The 15,123-nt window shown below is 71.6% G+C and carries 14 protein-coding genes; 4 read left to right on the plus strand and 10 right to left on the minus strand.

Translation table 11 applies throughout. The features are described from left to right. The 5 genes from paaD to paaZ form a co-directional block, all read right to left on the minus strand. On the minus strand, window positions 1–292 hold a 292-nt coding region (gene paaD, locus E1287_RS12255; protein ID WP_131965019.1), incomplete at its 3' end, for a 1,2-phenylacetyl-CoA epoxidase subunit PaaD. Next, the gene (paaC, locus tag E1287_RS12260; RefSeq protein WP_131965020.1) at window positions 286–1,158 is read right to left on the minus strand and encodes a 1,2-phenylacetyl-CoA epoxidase subunit PaaC; all 873 of its coding nucleotides are present in this window, start codon (window positions 1,156–1,158) and stop codon (window positions 286–288) included. The genes paaC and paaD, both read right to left, overlap by 7 nt. A gap of 7 nt (window positions 1,159–1,165) precedes the next feature. Continuing rightward, a complete protein-coding gene (paaB, locus tag E1287_RS12265) occupies window positions 1,166–1,450 on the minus strand; it encodes a 1,2-phenylacetyl-CoA epoxidase subunit PaaB (protein WP_131965021.1) in 285 nt (94 codons plus the stop codon). Then, complete coding sequence (gene paaA, locus E1287_RS12270) at window positions 1,450–2,364, minus strand: 1,2-phenylacetyl-CoA epoxidase subunit PaaA (RefSeq protein ID WP_131965022.1); 915 nt, start codon at window positions 2,362–2,364, stop codon at window positions 1,450–1,452. The genes paaB and paaA overlap by 1 nt, the downstream gene beginning before the upstream one ends. Beyond that, window positions 2,361–4,400: a phenylacetic acid degradation bifunctional protein PaaZ gene (gene paaZ, locus E1287_RS12275; protein ID WP_131965023.1), complete on the minus strand. Its 2,040-nt coding sequence runs from the start codon at window positions 4,398–4,400 to the stop codon at window positions 2,361–2,363. Before paaZ ends, paaA begins: the two co-directional genes overlap by 4 nt. 112 nt (window positions 4,401–4,512) lie before the next feature. Here paaZ and E1287_RS12280 point away from each other — a divergent pair, with 112 nt between their 5' ends. Continuing rightward, on the plus strand, window positions 4,513–5,178 hold the full coding sequence (locus E1287_RS12280; protein WP_347813967.1) for a TetR/AcrR family transcriptional regulator: 666 nt from the start codon (window positions 4,513–4,515) through the stop codon (window positions 5,176–5,178). 9 nt (window positions 5,179–5,187) lie between these two features. On the opposite strand, the gene E1287_RS12285 is transcribed toward E1287_RS12280, so the two are convergent. The 4 genes from E1287_RS12285 to pdhA form a co-directional block, all read right to left on the minus strand. Beyond that, entirely contained in the window at window positions 5,188–7,047 is a 1,860-nt protein-coding gene (locus E1287_RS12285; RefSeq protein ID WP_131965025.1) for an amidohydrolase, read from the minus strand. 229 nt (window positions 7,048–7,276) lie between these two features. Next, window positions 7,277–8,524: a dihydrolipoamide acetyltransferase family protein gene (locus tag E1287_RS12290; protein WP_131965026.1), complete on the minus strand. Its 1,248-nt coding sequence runs from the start codon at window positions 8,522–8,524 to the stop codon at window positions 7,277–7,279. Further along, entirely contained in the window at window positions 8,521–9,531 is a 1,011-nt protein-coding gene (locus E1287_RS12295; RefSeq protein ID WP_131965027.1) for an alpha-ketoacid dehydrogenase subunit beta, read from the minus strand. Before E1287_RS12295 ends, E1287_RS12290 begins: the two co-directional genes overlap by 4 nt. Beyond that, the gene (gene pdhA, locus E1287_RS12300) at window positions 9,528–10,625 is read right to left on the minus strand and encodes a pyruvate dehydrogenase (acetyl-transferring) E1 component subunit alpha (protein ID WP_131965028.1); all 1,098 of its coding nucleotides are present in this window, start codon (window positions 10,623–10,625) and stop codon (window positions 9,528–9,530) included. The genes E1287_RS12295 and pdhA overlap by 4 nt, the downstream gene beginning before the upstream one ends. Before the next feature lie 117 nt (window positions 10,626–10,742). On the opposite strand from pdhA, the gene E1287_RS12305 reads away from it, so the two are divergent. Further along, on the plus strand, window positions 10,743–11,249 hold the full coding sequence (locus tag E1287_RS12305) for an Lrp/AsnC family transcriptional regulator (protein ID WP_207934166.1): 507 nt from the start codon (window positions 10,743–10,745) through the stop codon (window positions 11,247–11,249). Here the strand turns inward: E1287_RS12305 and E1287_RS12310 are convergent. Next, on the minus strand, window positions 11,231–11,848 hold the full coding sequence (locus E1287_RS12310) for a LysE family translocator (RefSeq protein ID WP_131965030.1): 618 nt from the start codon (window positions 11,846–11,848) through the stop codon (window positions 11,231–11,233). The genes E1287_RS12305 and E1287_RS12310 overlap by 19 nt on opposite strands. Before the next feature lie 57 nt (window positions 11,849–11,905). Here E1287_RS12310 and E1287_RS12315 point away from each other — a divergent pair, with 57 nt between their 5' ends. Both E1287_RS12315 and E1287_RS12320 read left to right on the plus strand, forming a co-directional pair. After that, the gene (locus E1287_RS12315; RefSeq protein WP_131965031.1) at window positions 11,906–13,411 is read left to right on the plus strand and encodes a PLP-dependent aminotransferase family protein; all 1,506 of its coding nucleotides are present in this window, start codon (window positions 11,906–11,908) and stop codon (window positions 13,409–13,411) included. Window positions 13,412–13,474: 63 nt separating this feature from the next. Beyond that, window positions 13,475–15,052, plus strand: a complete 1,578-nt coding sequence (locus E1287_RS12320; RefSeq protein WP_243718897.1) for an MDR family MFS transporter — start codon at window positions 13,475–13,477, stop codon at window positions 15,050–15,052. Window positions 15,053–15,123: the final 71 nt, after the last annotated feature.

The raw sequence follows: 15,123 nt of genomic DNA on the forward strand, positions 1-15,123 counted from the left end.
CTCCGGCGGCTCGTAGTTTGCGGCGGCCGGGCTCGGTGATCCAGTCGGTCGTCCAGGGTGGGTCCAGGACGGTGCGGATCTGGACGTCGGCGTATCCGGCCTGGGTGAGGCGGGTGCGGAGGTCGTCGCGCATCGCGTCCAGGGCGGGGCAGCCGGTGTAGGTCGGGGTGATGGTCACCTCGACGCGGCCCGGTCCCTCGCTGACGTCGCGCAGGACGCCGAGTTCGGCGAGGGTGATCATCGGCAGCTCGGGGTCGGTGACCGTTTCGGCGATCGTGCGGGCGGTCACCATGTCGCCCCCGGGTGGGCGCGGGCCACGCTCTGCAATTCGGTGAGCAGGTCGGAGAGGGGCGCGGAGTGCTCGCCGTCGCGTCCGGCTCGATACGGCTGGACGGGATCGGGGCGTTGCAGGGTGGCCTTTGCCAGGACCTCGTCCAGGACGGTGTCGAACTCTTCGCGAACGTCGGACGGGTCGACGGCGACGCCTGCTGTGGCCAGGGCGCGCTCGATGTTGTGGGCCGTGAACAGCTCGCCTGTGTGTGGCCATAGCGCGTCCAGCGCCTGTTGGGTGCGGGCATGGGAGAGGTCCGTGCCGTCGCCTAGGCGGATCGTCCAAAGGGCGGCGTAGTCGCGGTGGTAGGCGACCTCCTTGACGCTCTTGGCGGCGATCGCCGCCAGCACCGGGTCGCGGGACGCGGTGAGGCGGTCGAGCAGGGCCAGTCGCCAGGTCGCGAAGAGCAGGAGGCGGACGGTGGAATGTGCGAAGTCGCCGTTCTCGGCCTCGGCCAGCCCCACATTGCGGAATTGCGGGGCGTCGCGGAAATAGGCCAAGGCGTCTTCGTCCCGGCCTTCGTTCTCGGCGGCGCCGGCGCGGGAGAGGAGTAGGCGGGCCTGGCCTAGGAGGTCTAGTGCGATGTTGGCTAGGGCGACCTCCTCCTCCAGTTCCGGTGCGTGGGTGCACCATTCCTGCAAGCGGTGCGACATGATCAGCGCGTCGTCGCCGAGCATCAGGCAGTAGGACGCCAAGGCGTGCTGGTCGATTCCGTCCGGGACGGACGTGTCGATGCCGGCGAGCGGGTCGTGGAAACCGGTACCGAACGCCCAGCGGGTCTCGTCGTTGTCCTCGGCTATCGCGCCGAGCGCATTGTCGAACGCCATTGCGGCCTCACATGTGCGGGACGTTCTCAGGAATGTCGTAGAACGTCGGATGCCGGTAGACCTTGTCGCCGCTGGGGGCGAAGAACGGGTCCTTCTCGTCCGGGCTGGAGGCGGTGATGTCGCGCGCCTTCACCACCCAGATGCTCACGCCCTCGTTCCGCCGCGTATAGAGGTCGCGGGCGTTGTGGAGGGCCATTGTGTCGTCGGCGGCGCGCAGGGAGCCGACGTGGACGTGGTTCAGGCCGCGCTTGCCCCGGACGAAAACCTCGTACAGCGGCCAATCCTTCTCCATTACGTCCCCCTCTTCGCGGCGTGTGCGGCGGCGGCCTCGCGGACCCAGGCGCCCTCCTCGTGCGCCGCGCGCCGCACGGCGATGCGTTCGGCGTTGCACGGGCCGTCGCCGCTGATCACGCGCTTGAGCTCTGACCAGTCGATCTCGCCGAAGTCGTGGTGGCCGCGTTCGGCGTTCCAGCGCAGGTCCGGGTCGGGCAGCGTGACGCCGAGCGCCTCGGCCTGCGGGACGGTCATGTCCACGAACCGCTGCCGCAGTTCGTCGTTGGTGTGCCGCTTGATCTTCCAGGCCATCGACTGCGCGGTGTGCGTCGAGTCGGCGTCCGGCGGGCCGAACATCATCAGGGACGGCCACCACCAGCGGTCCACGGCGTCCTGCACCATCTCGCGCTGGGCGTCCGTACCGCGCATCAGCGTCATCAGCAGCTCGTAGCCCTGCCGCTGGTGGAACGACTCCTCCTTGCAGATCCGGATCATCGCGCGGGCGTAGGGGCCGTAGGAGCTGCGGCACAGCGGCACCTGGTTGCAGATCGCGGCGCCGTCCACCAGCCAGCCGATCACCCCGACGTCCGCGAAGGAGAGCGTGGGGTAGTTGAAGATGGACGAGTACTTCTGCCTGCCCGAGATCAGTTTGCCGGTGAGGTCGGGACGGTCGGCGCCGAGCGTCTCGGCCGCCGAGTAGAGGTACAGGCCGTGGCCCGCCTCGTCCTGCACCTTCGCCAGCAGGATCGCCTTGCGGCGCAGCGACGGCGCCCGGGTGATCCACTCGCCCTCCGGCTGCATTCCGATGATCTCGGAGTGGGCGTGCTGGGCGATCTGCCGGATCATCGTCGTCCGGTACGCGTCGGGCATCCAGTCGCGCGGCTCGATGCGCTGGTCGCGGTCGATCGTCCGGTCGAAATGCTCTTGCGTCATGAGGCCTCCCGCTTGGCGACCAGGGTCAGGACGTCGTATTTCGCGACGACCGCGCCGTCCTGCCGGATGACCTCGGTGTCCCAGCGGACCTCGCCGTAGGCGGCGTCCTCGCGCGGGGTGAGCTGCTTGGCGGTGAGCCGCACGGTCAGTTCGTCGCCGGGGAAGGTCGGCGCCAGGAAGCGCAGGTTCTCCAGCCCGTAGTTCGCCAGGACGGGGCCGGGCTCGGGGTCCACGAACAGGCCGGCGGCGAAGGAGAGCACCAGGTAGCCGTGCGCGACTCGTCCGCCGAAGAACGGATTCGCTTTGGCGGCTTCCTCGTCCATGTGCGCGTAGAAGGTGTCGCCGGTGAATTCCGCGAAATGCTCGATGTCGGCGAGCGTGACAGTGCGCGGTCCGGCGACGACCGTGTCGCCCACGCGAAGTTCTTCCAGGTGCTTGCGGAACGGATGCACGTCATCGGACGGGGTGGGTGCGCCCGGCGTCCAGCGGCCCGTGATGGCGGACAGCATGGACGGCCCGGCCTGGACGGCGGTGCGCTGCATGTGATGCATGACGCCGCGCATCCCGCCCATCTCCTCGCCGCCGCCCGCGCGCCCGGGGCCGCCGTGGACGAGCGGCGGAAGCGGGGAGCCGTGCCCCGTGGACTCCGCGGCGTCTTCCTGGTTCAGGACGAGCAGCCGCCCGTGCCACGGCGCGGCGCCCAGCACGACGCGGCGGGCGAACCCGGGGTCGGCGGTGACGACCGAGCCGACCAGGCTGCCCTGCCCGCGGGCGGCCAGCGCGACCGCCTGCGCAGCGGTGCCGTCGTAGGGCAGCAGGGTGCTGACCGGGCCGAACGCCTCGACCTCGTGCGGCTCGGCGCGTCCGGCGCCGTCGGCGCGGAGGAGGACGGGCGACATGAACGCGCCGCGCTCGGCGTCGGCGTCCACGACCTCGACGCGCTCCGGGTCGCCGAACACGATGGTGCCCGCGTCCAGCAGCGCCTTCAGGCGGCGGCGCACCTCTTCGCGCTGTTCAAGCCCGGCCAGCGCGCCCATCCGGACATCTGGGTTGGACGGGTTTCCGACCGTCACCCGTGCCAGGCGTTCGCGGGCCGCTTCGGTTACGGCGTCCATCAGGGCGTCGGGTACGAATGCGCGCCGGATCGCGGTGCATTTCTGGCCCGCCTTCACCGTCATCTCGGTGACGAGCTGCTTGACGAAGAGGTCGAATTCCGGCGTGCCGGGTGTCGCGTCCGGGCCGAGGATCGAGCAGTTGAGTGAGTCGGCCTCCGCGTTGAAGCGGACGGAGCGTCCGACCACCATCGGGTGTGTGCGCAGCTTGTGCGCGGTTGTGGCGGAGCCGGTGAACGCGACCAGGTCCTGCTCGGTGAGATGGTCGAACAGGTTGCCCGTGCTTCCGCAGACGAGTTGGAGCGTCCCCTCCGGCAGGACGCCCGCCTCGATGATCAGCTCGACCAGGCGGGCGGTGAGGTACGCGGTCTGGCTCGCGGGCTTGATCAGGGTCGGCATGCCGGCCAGGAACGCGGGCGCGAGCTTCTCCAGCGGGCCCCACATGGGGAAGTTGAAGGCGTTGATCTGCACCGCGACGCCGTGCAGCGGGGTACAGATGTGCCGTCCGGCGAACGTGCCGCCCTTGCTCAGCGGCTCCACGTCCCCGTCTACCAGGACGGTGTCGTTCGGCAGCTCGCGTTTGGCCTTGCTCGCGTACGACAGCAGCACGCCGATGCCGCCGTCCACGTCGATCTTCGAGTCGGCGAGGGTCGCGCCGGTGCGCGCGGACAGCGCGTACAGCTCGTCGCGGTGCTCGCGCAGCCGGAGGCCGAGCTGCTTCAGCAGCACCGCGCGCTGGTGGAAGGTCAGCTCCCGCAGCGCCGGGCCGCCCACCCGGCGCCCGTGCTCCAGGGCCGCGCCCATGTCGATGCCGGACGAGGAGATCCTGCCGATCTCCGCGCCCGTCACCGCGTCTGTGAGCGGGGCGCCCTCGTCCGGCGAAACATGCCAGGCGCCGGACACGTAGCTGGGAAGCGAAGCCATCGGGCCTCCTCGACCTCGTCGGCCGACTCGAATTACCGACCGTCCGTTCAGTCAGGATATTACCCCGGAACCGGTCGCCGGAGAAGGCTCGGGCGCTGCGATAATGACCGCCGTGACCAACGAGCGGGACGGCCGCGACGGAGGCGACCGGCGGGACGGGCGCGCCCAGCGCGATGGGCGGGCGACCCGGCGGGGGCGGCCCGGCTACGACAAGGAGTCCCTGCTGCGCGTCGCCGTCAAGGTGTTCAACGAGCGCGGCTACGACGGCACCAGCATGGACGAGCTGTCGAAGCGGCTCGGCATCAGCAAGTCCGCGATCTACTACCACGTCGCGGGCAAGGACGAGCTGCTCCAGCTCGCCGTCGACCGCGCGCTCGACGGGCTCTTCGCCGCCTCCGACGAGGCGGCGGCGGTGGAGGGACGCGCGATCGACCGGCTGGAGCGTCTCGTCCGGGCGAGCGTCGCCGTCCTGGTCGCGGAGCAGCCGTTCGTCACGCTGCTGCTGCGGGTGCGCGGCAACACCGCAGTGGAGAAGCAGGCGCTGGCGCGCCGCCGGGAGTTCGACCGCCTGGTGTCCGGGCTGGTCGCGGAGGCCGAGGCGGACGGCGACATCCGTCCCGACATCGACCCCGCGATCACGGCCCGGCTGCTGTTCGGCCTGGTCAACTCGCTGATCGAGTGGTACCGGCCCCGGCGCGGCGGCGCGGGTGCCGACGAGATCGCCGACGCGCTGTGCAAGGTCGCGTTCGACGGCCTCCGCACCCGCCCCGCCGAGTGAGCGGGTGACCTACCCGAGGATCTCGTCGGAGAGCTGGCAGCAGCATTTGCCGCCGTCCGCGCACGTGTGCCCCTCGGCCGCGGCGGCGCTCGCCAAGGCGGCCGGGGTCGCGGCGGTGGCCGGACGGGCGCCATTCGGCCGCTCGTAGACGACCCGGCCCCCGACCAGCGTCGTGGTCACGTGCACGTCGTCGAGACCGTGCGGGTCCCGGCCGAGCATGTCGCCGTCGATGATGCAGACGTCGGCGACCTTCCCGGTTTCGAGGGTGCCCTTCCAGCGTTCCGCGTGGTCCTGCCAAGCACCCAGGCGGGTATAGGTGGCGAGCGCGTCCGCCAGCCCGATCCGCTCCGCCGTGCCCGCGACGCTGCCGTCCGCCCCCTCGCGGAGCATGGCCGTCATGACGCCGCGCAGCCAGTGCGGCGGCACCACGGGCGCGTCCGAACCCGACGTCACCTGGACGCCCGCCTGCAACGCGCTGCGGTACGGCCACTGGTACTCCGTCAGCTCGCGCCCGATGATCGGTTCGAGCACCCGCCCCTGGAGGTAGAGGATCTCCGCGTTCAGGTTCGCGCCGATGTCGTGGCGCGCCATCGTCCGCAGCGTCCGCGCCGACGGGAAGTTGCAGTGGATCACGTAGTGGCGCAGGTCCGCCCGCCGCCATTGCCGCCCGCCGGCCTTGAGGTATCCGGCGACGACCGCGTCGGTGGTGGCGTCGCCGCACGAGTGCGTGCCGATCTGCAGGTCGGCGGCCACCGCGATCTCGATCATCTCGTGCAGGTTCGCGAGCTGCTCGTCCGGTGACGCGCCGTCGATGGTGAGGCTGCCGTTCGCGCCGTTCGGGTACGGCTCGTTCATCCAGGCCGTCCTGAACCTGGGGATGCCGTCCGCGAAGACCTTCACACCGGCGACGCGCAGCGTCCGCGGGTCGACGTCGCGGAGAGGCTCGTACCCGGCGAGGACGTCGCGCAGCGACTGCGGGCCGCTGCCGCTCCCCAGCAGGGCGGTGAGGCGCAACGGCAGCGCGCCGGCACGCGCCTTCTCCGCGTAGAGCTCCAGGGTCTCCAGGTTGATGCCCGGCTCGGTGGTGCTGGTGACGCCCATGGTGTGCAGGATCTTCACCCCGGCGTCGATGCCCTGCGAGCGCTCCTCGCGGGTGAACGGCGGGACGATCCGGTTGATCAGGTTCCGCGCCGTCTCGCGCAGGACGCCGGTGGGCTCGCCGTTCGCGTCCTTGTCGATGACGCCGCCGGGCGGCGGGACGGTGTCGCGGGTGATCCCGGCCAGCCGGAGCACGATCGAGTTCACGGCCGTCGCGTGCCCGGAGAAGTCGCCCAGGACAACCGGATGCCCGCCCGAGACCGGGTCGAGATCGGCGGCCACCGGCGGGCGCGGCAGCCGGAGCTCCTGCCATCCCCGGCCGCGGATCCACGAGTCCGGCGCCGGCGCCTCGCTCGCCGCCGTGCGCACGACCGCGACCAGCTCCTCGATCGTCGCCGTGTCCACGTTGACGTTGAACGGCGGGACGTTCAGGCCCTGCGAGGCGAGGTGGACGTGCGAGTCGTTGATGCCCGGGAGCACCGTGCCGCCGCGCGCGTCGAGAAGCTCCGTCCGGCGTCCCTTGTGGCGCCGCACGTCACGGGCCGACCCGGCGGCCAGGATGCGCCCGTCGCGAATCGCGACCGCCTCCGCCGTGCGGAAACGCCTGTCGAGGACGAGTACGCGGCCGTTGTGGATGATGAGGTCGGCGTCGCGGTCACGGCCGGGGGCGGCGTGCGCCGCTCCGGCGGGCAGCATTCCCGCGGTCGCGGTCCCGGCGGTCACGACCGCGGCTCCGCGCAGCACCCGGCGGCGGTCCATCTCGGGGGTCATGCGAGCTCCTTGTCCTGGTTTCGGCTTTCACCGGTGGACGCCGCCGCGAGGCACGCCGCGACGACCCCCACGGGGGAAGGTCAAGGAATGGAGGGATGTCGAGGCACAGTTTCCGACGCAGGTGTTGACAAAGTCAACACTTAACCGAGGAGATGACCCGGAGAAAGGCGAGAGTGAGAGGCCGCCTTGCGGCGGCCTGTTGACAATCTCAACTTGTTGGCGCCTCGCGCTACAGGTTGGTGACCAGGGTTTCGGGGTGCTCCGCGCAGTCGGCGACGAAACGCAGGAAACCGCCGGCCACCGCGCCGTCGCAGACCCGGTGGTCGAAGGTGAACGAGAGCTGCGTGACCTGCCGCGGACGGACCTTTCCCTTCCGCACCCAAGGCTTCTCGGTGATGCGGCCGATGCCCAGCATCGCGGCCTCGGGGTGGTTGATGATCGGGGTGGATCCGTCCACACCGAACACGCCGTAGTTGTTGAGCGTGAACGTGCCGCCGGTGAGGTCGTCCGGGGACAGGCGGCCCTCGCGCGCCTCGTCCGTCAGCCGGGCCAGTTCCGCGCCGAGTTCGGCCAGCGTCAGCCGGTGCGCGTCGCGGACGACCGGCACCACCAGACCCCGGTCGGTCTGCGCCGCGAACCCGAGATGGACATGCGGCACCTGGACGATCTCATGCCGCTCGACGTCCACATACGCGTTCAGTTCGGGGAAGCGCCTGAGCCCGGCCACGCAGATCCGCGCGAACAGGGCCAGCATCCCGACGCGGGCGCCGGGGTCGGCGCGCTGGATGTTCCTCTTGAGTTTGACCAGGCGGGTCGCGTCGGCGTCGACCCAGGTGGTCGCGTCGGGGATCTCGCGGCGGCTGCGGGACACCCTGTCCGCCATCGTCCGGCGGACGCCCTTGAGCGGGATGCGCACTTCATCCGCCGCGGGCTCCAGTGGACGCGCCGCCGGGGTCGCCGCGGCGGCGATCGCCTGCTCGACGTCCTTGCGCAGGACGACGCCACCCGGGCCGCTCGGGGTGAGCGCGGCCACGTCGATGCCGTGGTCCTTGGCCAGGCGGCGCACCACGGGAGAGATGACGCGGGGCGCCTCGTCGCGCGACGGCGCCGCAGGACGAGCCGCGGGACGACGGGAACGGCGGGTCTTGGTCGTCGTCCCGTAGCCGACGAGGACGTTGCCCGACCCCGCCCGTTCCTCCTCGCGGTACCGCTCGGCCGCCCCGTTCCGGGGTGCCGGTCCGGCGTTCACCGAGATGAGAGGGGCGCCCACGGTCACGACGGAGCCCGCCTCGGCGTGCAGGTCCGCGACCGTCCCGGCGATCGGGACGGGGACCTCGACCGCCGCCTTGGCCGTCTCCACCTCCACGACGACCTGGTCGACCGTCACGACGTCGCCGACCGACACCTTCCATTCCAGGATCTCGGCCTCGGTGAGCCCTTCGCCCAGGTCGGGCAGCCGGAAGATCGTGTCGCTCACGCCGCACCACCCACGTTCAAGTAACGAGTGTCGGGCTGGTCGTCGCGCTGCAGGCGGTCGAGAGCGTCCAGGATCCGGTCGACGTCCGGGAGGTGGTGCTGCTCCAGCATCGGCGGCGGGTAGGGGATGTCGAATCCGGTCACGCGGAGCACCGGCGCCAGCAGGCTGTGGAAACAGCGCTCCTGGACGCGCGCCGCGATCTCCGCCCCGACGCCCGCGAAGCCCGCGGCCTCGGCGACCACGACGCAGCGTCCCGTCCGGCGGACGGACGCGGCCACGGTCTCGTCGTCGAACGGGACGATCGTGCGCAGGTCGACGACCTCCAGGTCCCAGCCCTCCGCCGCGGCGGCCCCGGCGGCCTCCAGCGCCACCGGGACGCCCGGCCCGTAGGCGACGACCGTCGCGTCGGCGCCCGGGCGCCGGACGGCGGCGCGGCCGAACGGCTCCGTCCGGTCCAGGCGCTCGACATCCGACTTCGACCAGTACAGCTTCTTCGGCTCTAGGAACACGACCGGGTCGGGGTCTTCGATCGCCTCCAGCAGGAGGGAGTAGGCGTCCTCGACCGTCGCGGGCGTGACGACCTTCAAGCCCGGCGTGTGCGCGTAATAGGCCTCGCTGGAATCGCAATGGTGTTCTACGCCGCCGATCCCGCCCGCGTACGGGATGCGGATGACCAGCGGCAGCTCGACGCGTCCGCGGGTGCGGTTGCGCATCTTGGCGACGTGCGAGGCGATCTGCTCGAAGGCCGGGTAGGCGAACGCGTCGAACTGCATCTCCACGACGGGACGGAATCCGCCCATCGCCATTCCGACGGCGAATCCGACGATGCCCGATTCGGCGAGCGGGGTGTCGAAGCAGCGGTCGTCGCCGAACTTCGCGGCGAGGCCGTCGGTGATGCGGAAGACGCCGCCGAGCGCGCCGACGTCCTCGCCGAACACCAGGACCCGCTCGTCGCCGTCCAGGGCGTCCTGGAGGGCCGTGTTGAGCGCCTTGGCCATCGTGATCATGACGGCGTCCCCTCGGTGTGGAGTTCGGCGCTGAGCAGTGCCCGCTGCTCGTCCAGCTGGGGCGTCGGGGTGCCGTAGACGTGGTCGAACAGGCCCAGCGGAGCCAGGTCGGGATCGGCGTTCATCCGCGTCCGGAGGTCTTCGGCGACCTCGTCGGCCTCCGCGGAGAACGCCGTGACGTCCGCGTCGGTGAGGTGCCCGTGCCGCCGCAGATGGCTTTCCAGCCGGGCGATGGGATCGCGCCGCCGCCATGCGTCGGCCTCCGCCTCCGTGCGGTAGCGGGACGCGTCGTCGGCGTTCGTATGCGCTTCGAGCCGGTACGTGTGCGCCTCTACAAGGAACGGGCCGTCGCCCGCCCGGGCGTGCTCGACGGCCGCCGAGAGGACGGCCAGCACGGCGACCGGGTCGTTTCCGTCCACCCGCTCTGAACGCACGCCGTAGCCGATTCCCTTATAGGCGAGCGCGGGCGCTGCGGTCTGCCGCTCCAGCGGCACCGAAATGGCGTACTGGTTGTTCTGGACCAGCACCACCAGGGGCGCCTTGAACACCGCCGCGAAGTTGAGCGCCTCGTGGAAATCGCCCTCGCTCGTCGCCCCGTCGCCGACGCAGACGAGCGCGACCCGTCCCGTCCCCTTGCGGCGTTCCGCGTACGCGAGGCCCGCCGCGTGGACGGCCTGCGTCGCGAGCGGCGTGCACTGCGGCGCCGTGTGATGGCGCCGCGGATCGTATCCGCAGTGCGAGTCGCCCCTGAGCAGGGACAGCACCTCGACGGGGTCGATTCCGCGCGTCACGAGCGCGACCGACTCCCGGTAGGTGGGGAACAGCCAGTCGCCGTCGTCCAGGACGAGCGCCGAACCGACCTGGCACGCCTCCTGCCCGTGGCTGGACGGGTAGACGGCCAGCCGCCCCTGCTTGGTCAGCGCGGTCGCCTGCGCGTCGAACCGCCGTCCGATGACCATCGCCCGGTACGCCCGGCGCAGCAGCTCCGTATCGGGCGCCGTGTAGTTCGTCCGCTTCCGTGCCGCCGCACCGCTGTCGGTCAGGAACCGCACGGGCTCCGCCGAGGGAAGCAGCGCCTCCGCCCGACCCGTCATCGACCCCACCTCCGCACTCCATCGATGCTAAAAATATGAACCGATGGGAACAGAAGTCTCAATACCCTGCCAGAAGTCGGGACACATGGCCGTTCAACAGGAGGCGTGATGGACCAAATGTCTTCCGGAGAGCCGCTGCCGCCCGGCCCCCCTGGACGAACGCCGGCCGCCCTCGACGACCTCGACCGCGCGATCCTCCGCGAGCTGGTCGCCGACGGCCGCCTGTCCATGCGCGCCCTCGCCGAGCGCGTCAACGTCTCCCGCTCCAACGCCTACACGCGCGTGGAGCGCCTGATCTCCGACGACGTCATCACGGGGTTCACCGCCCGGGTGAACCCCGTCCGCGCGGGTCTCGGCACCGCGGCCTACGTCCTGGTCAACATCGAGCAGAACTCGTGGCGGAAGGTGTCGGCGCAGCTCCGGGAGGTCCCCGGCATCGAGCATCTGGCCTTCGTCGGCGGCGACGTGGACCTGATCATGCTGGTCCGGACGCCCGACAACGCGTCGCTGCGCGACATCGTCCTGTCCCGGATCCATACGGTCGACGGTGTCCGCTCGACCCGCACCTGGCTGATCTTCGACGAGACAACGCCGGGCGAGAACGGTCAGGCGGCCACCGCGTAGGCGGCCAGGGCCAGGTAGATGCCGCCGATGGCGTAGCCATAGCGGTGCGTCGAGCCGGAGCGGCGGCCGAGCCAGCGCCGGGCCGCGCCGCCCGCGACGGCGTAGCCCGCGTCCAGGACGAGCGCCAGCACGAAGAACACCGCGCCGAGCACCATCATCTGCGCCCGCGCCCCGGCCGTCCCGGCGTCGGCGGTGACGAACTGCGGCAGGAACGCCAGGAAGAACAGCGCGACCTTCGGGTTGAGCACGTTCACCACGACGCCGTCCCGGAACACCCGGCGCAGCGGGAGCGGGCTCGCCCCGCCGCCGAGGTCAAGCTCTGAACGCCGCAGGACGGTGCGGGCGGCGAGGTACAGCAGGTAGCCGACGCCCGCGAACTTCAGGACGGTGAACGCGACGGGTGAGGCCGCGATCAGCGCGGAGACGCCGAGCACCGCGAACGCGATGTGCACCAGCGTCCCCGTCTCGACGCCGAGGGCGGAGACGAGGCCCGCCCGATATCCCTGCGCGGCGCTGCGGGTCATGATGTAGATCCCGTTCGGGCCGGGGATCACGATGAGCGCGACGGACGCCGCGGCGAAGGCGAGAAGGGTGTTCATGGCTGTTCCGCTCCCTTGATCGGCCGCCTGCCGCGGCATTACGGCTAGCCTGACGCCATGAACGCGGGCGAACCCGTGCCAATCGGACCGCAGGTGGACCGCTTTCGCGACGCGTCCGGCGCGGCCGACCGCCTTCGTGATCCGTCCGAGGTGGCGGAGATCCTGGGCGACTGGATGAGCGGGCCGGGGCCGCTGTACCGGAAGCTGGCCCACGCCCTCCAGCGGGCCGTGCACGACGGGTCGCTCGAACCCGGCGAGCGGCTGCCGTCCGAGCGCGCCCTGGCGAAGGCGCTGGTCGTCAGCCGGGCGACGGTGGTGACCGCGTACGACGAGCTGCGCGGGCTCGGGATCGCCGACAGCAGGCGCGGCAGCGGCACCCGGGTGGTGCGGCAGCCGGGCTCGTCCCGTCCGGGCGCGGACGGCCGGGTCCCTGGCGGACGGGCCGCGGCGATCATCCAGCGGCTGATCGACGGCCCGGAAGACGTGATCTCGCTGCGCCACGCCATGGAGGGCGCGGTGCCCGAGCTGGGCGCGGAACTGGCCGCGCTCCTCGCCGAAGACCTCCCGGACCTGATGCGCGACACCGGCTACCACCCCAACGGGCTGCCCGCGCTACGGCAGGCCGCGGCCGCCCGCCTCACCGCCTGCGGGCTGCCCACCGCGCCCGAGAACGTGCTGGTCACGACCGGTGTCACCCAGGCCCTCGCGCTCACCGCGCAGATGTACCTGCGGCGGCGGTCGATCGTCGTGGTGGAGTCCCCCGGCTGGCCCGGCTGTTTCGACGTGTTCCGGGCGGCGGGCGCGCGGCTGGTCGGGGTGCCGCTCGACGACGACGGCATCCGCGTGGACGAACTGGCCCGCACGTTCGCCGAACACCGTCCCGACCTGCTGTACGTCATGCCGACCGTGCACAACCCGACCGGCGTCCTCATGTCGGAGGGACGCCGCCGCCGGGTCGCGGAGCTCGCCGCCGAGCACGGCGTGCCGATCCTGGAGGACAACGCCTACGACATCGGCGGCGCGTCCCGGCCGCCGCCGATCGCCGCGTACGCGCCGCGCGGCGCCGAGGTCCTGTCCGCGGACTCGCTGGCCAAGTCGGTGTGGGGCGGGCTGCGCACCGGCTGGGTCCGCGCCCCGGCCGGGACGATCGAGCGGCTCGCCCGGCACAAGGCGCTGGCCGACCTCGGCAGCCCCGTCCTCGACCAGGCGCTCGCCGCCCGGCTGCTGCCCCGCCTCCCGGAGATCGCGGCCGCGCGCGGCGCCGTCCTCCGCGCCCGCCTCGACCACCTCACCGCCCTCCTGGCCGAGCACCTGCCCGAGTGGCGCTTCCAGCCGCCCGCCGGCGGGTCCGCCCTCTGGATCGAGCTGCCCGGACGCGACGCGCACGCCTTCGCCCAGGTGGCGCTGAGGTACGGCGTCGAGGTCGTCCCGGGCGCGACCATGGACCCGACCGGCGCGCACGACAGCTACCTGCGGTTGCCGTACACCTTCCCCGCCGACGTCCTGACCGAGGTCGCCGCCCGCCTGACCGCCGCCTGGACGGACCTGACCGGCCGTCTCTGATGCCGCTCAACCCCCGTCCCCAGAAAACGCAAAGAAAAAGTTGCGGAAGATCGATGAGTTCTCGTGGCGGCGCCGGTCTACCCCGGCATGACGACTACACAGGAACCCCCGACCGGTAAGACCGACGCGCAGGCGGCGACCTCCGAGCGCCGCCGCACCCCCGCCGTGATCCGCTTGCTGGTGCTCGCGACGTTCGTGGTCATCCTCAACGAGACGATCATGATCAACGCGATCCCGCGCCTGATGACGGACATGAACATCACCGAGCAGGCGGCGCAATGGCTGTCGACGGCCTTCATGCTGACGATGGCGGCGGTGATCCCGGTGACCGGCTGGTTCCTGCAGCGGGTGTCCACCCGCCGCGCGTACGCCACCGCGATGGGCGTTTTCCTCGCCGGGACGGCCCTCGCCGCGGTCGCGCCGGTCTTCGAGGTGCTGCTGCTCGCGCGGATCGTCCAGGCGACCGGCACCGCGGTGATGATGCCGTTGCTGATGACGACCTTGATGACCGTCGTCCCGGAGCGGGACCGCGGCCGGGTGATGGGCACCGTGACGATGGCGATCTCCGTCGCGCCGGCGATGGGCCCGGCCGTCTCGGGGCTGATCCTGCAGCTCGGCTCGTGGCGGCTGCTGTTCGCGGCGGTGCTGCCGATCGCGGCCCTGATCGCCTGGCGCGGGCTGGCGCGGCTGGAGAACGTCGGAGAACCGCAGCTCAGCACCATCGACTGGTTCAGCGTCGGCGCCGCGGCGCTCGGCTTCGGCTCCTTGGTGTACGGGCTGAGCCGGCTCGGCGAGGCCGGGAAGCTGGTCCCCGTGTCGATCGTCGTGTTCGGGCTGGCCACCATCGGCGTGTTCGTCGTCCGGCAGCTCCGCCTGCAGCGCCGCGACGTCCCGCTGCTGGACCTGCGCATCCTCCGCCACCCCACCTACGCGCTCTCCCTGCTCCTCATGTCCCTGGGGTTCATGGCGATGATGGGCTCGATGATCCTGCTGCCGATCTACCTGCAGAACCTGCGCGGCCTCACGCCGCTGGAGACCGGGCTGCTGGTGATGCCCGGCGGGCTGGCGATGGGCCTGATCGGCCCCAGCGTGGGACGCCTCTTCGACCGCTTCGGCGGCCGCAAGCTGATCATCCCCGGCTCGGCGGGCATCGTGCTCGCGCTGGCCGGCCTCACCCAGATCTCGACGGCGATGCCGTTCTGGCAGGTCCTCGGCCTGCACGCGCTGCTCATGGTCTCGCTGGCGGTGGCGTTCACCCCGGTGTTCACGCTCGGCCTCGGCGCCCTCCCCGCCAACCTGTACTCGCACGGCAGCTCGATGCTGGCCACCCTCCAGCAGGTCGCGGCGGCCCTCGGCACCGCGCTGGTGGTGACCGTGATGGCCGGACGCGCCGGGTCCCGGATCGCCGAAGGCGCCACCCAGGCCGTCGCCCAGCTCGACGGGATGCGGCTGGCGTTCCTCATCACCGCCGCGCTCTCCGTGGTGATGGTCGGCATCGCGTTCCTGCTGCCCAAGCACGTCCGACCGGCGGACGAGCCCGAGACGCTCGACGTCGCCCCCACGGCCGACGAGCAGCCGGCAACCGCCGAGCAGCCGGCGACCGCGGAGCAGGGGACGGTGGCCCTCGAACCGGTCGGCTGAGAACCGGTCGCGCCAGACAGCAGAGCAATGAAGACCAGGCCGCGGGGCCCGGTCGTCCGGCCGAAAGGCGC

The sequence above is a fragment of the Actinomadura sp. KC06 genome (assembly GCF_004348735.1).
Lineage (GTDB): Bacteria > Actinomycetota > Actinomycetes > Streptosporangiales > Streptosporangiaceae > Spirillospora.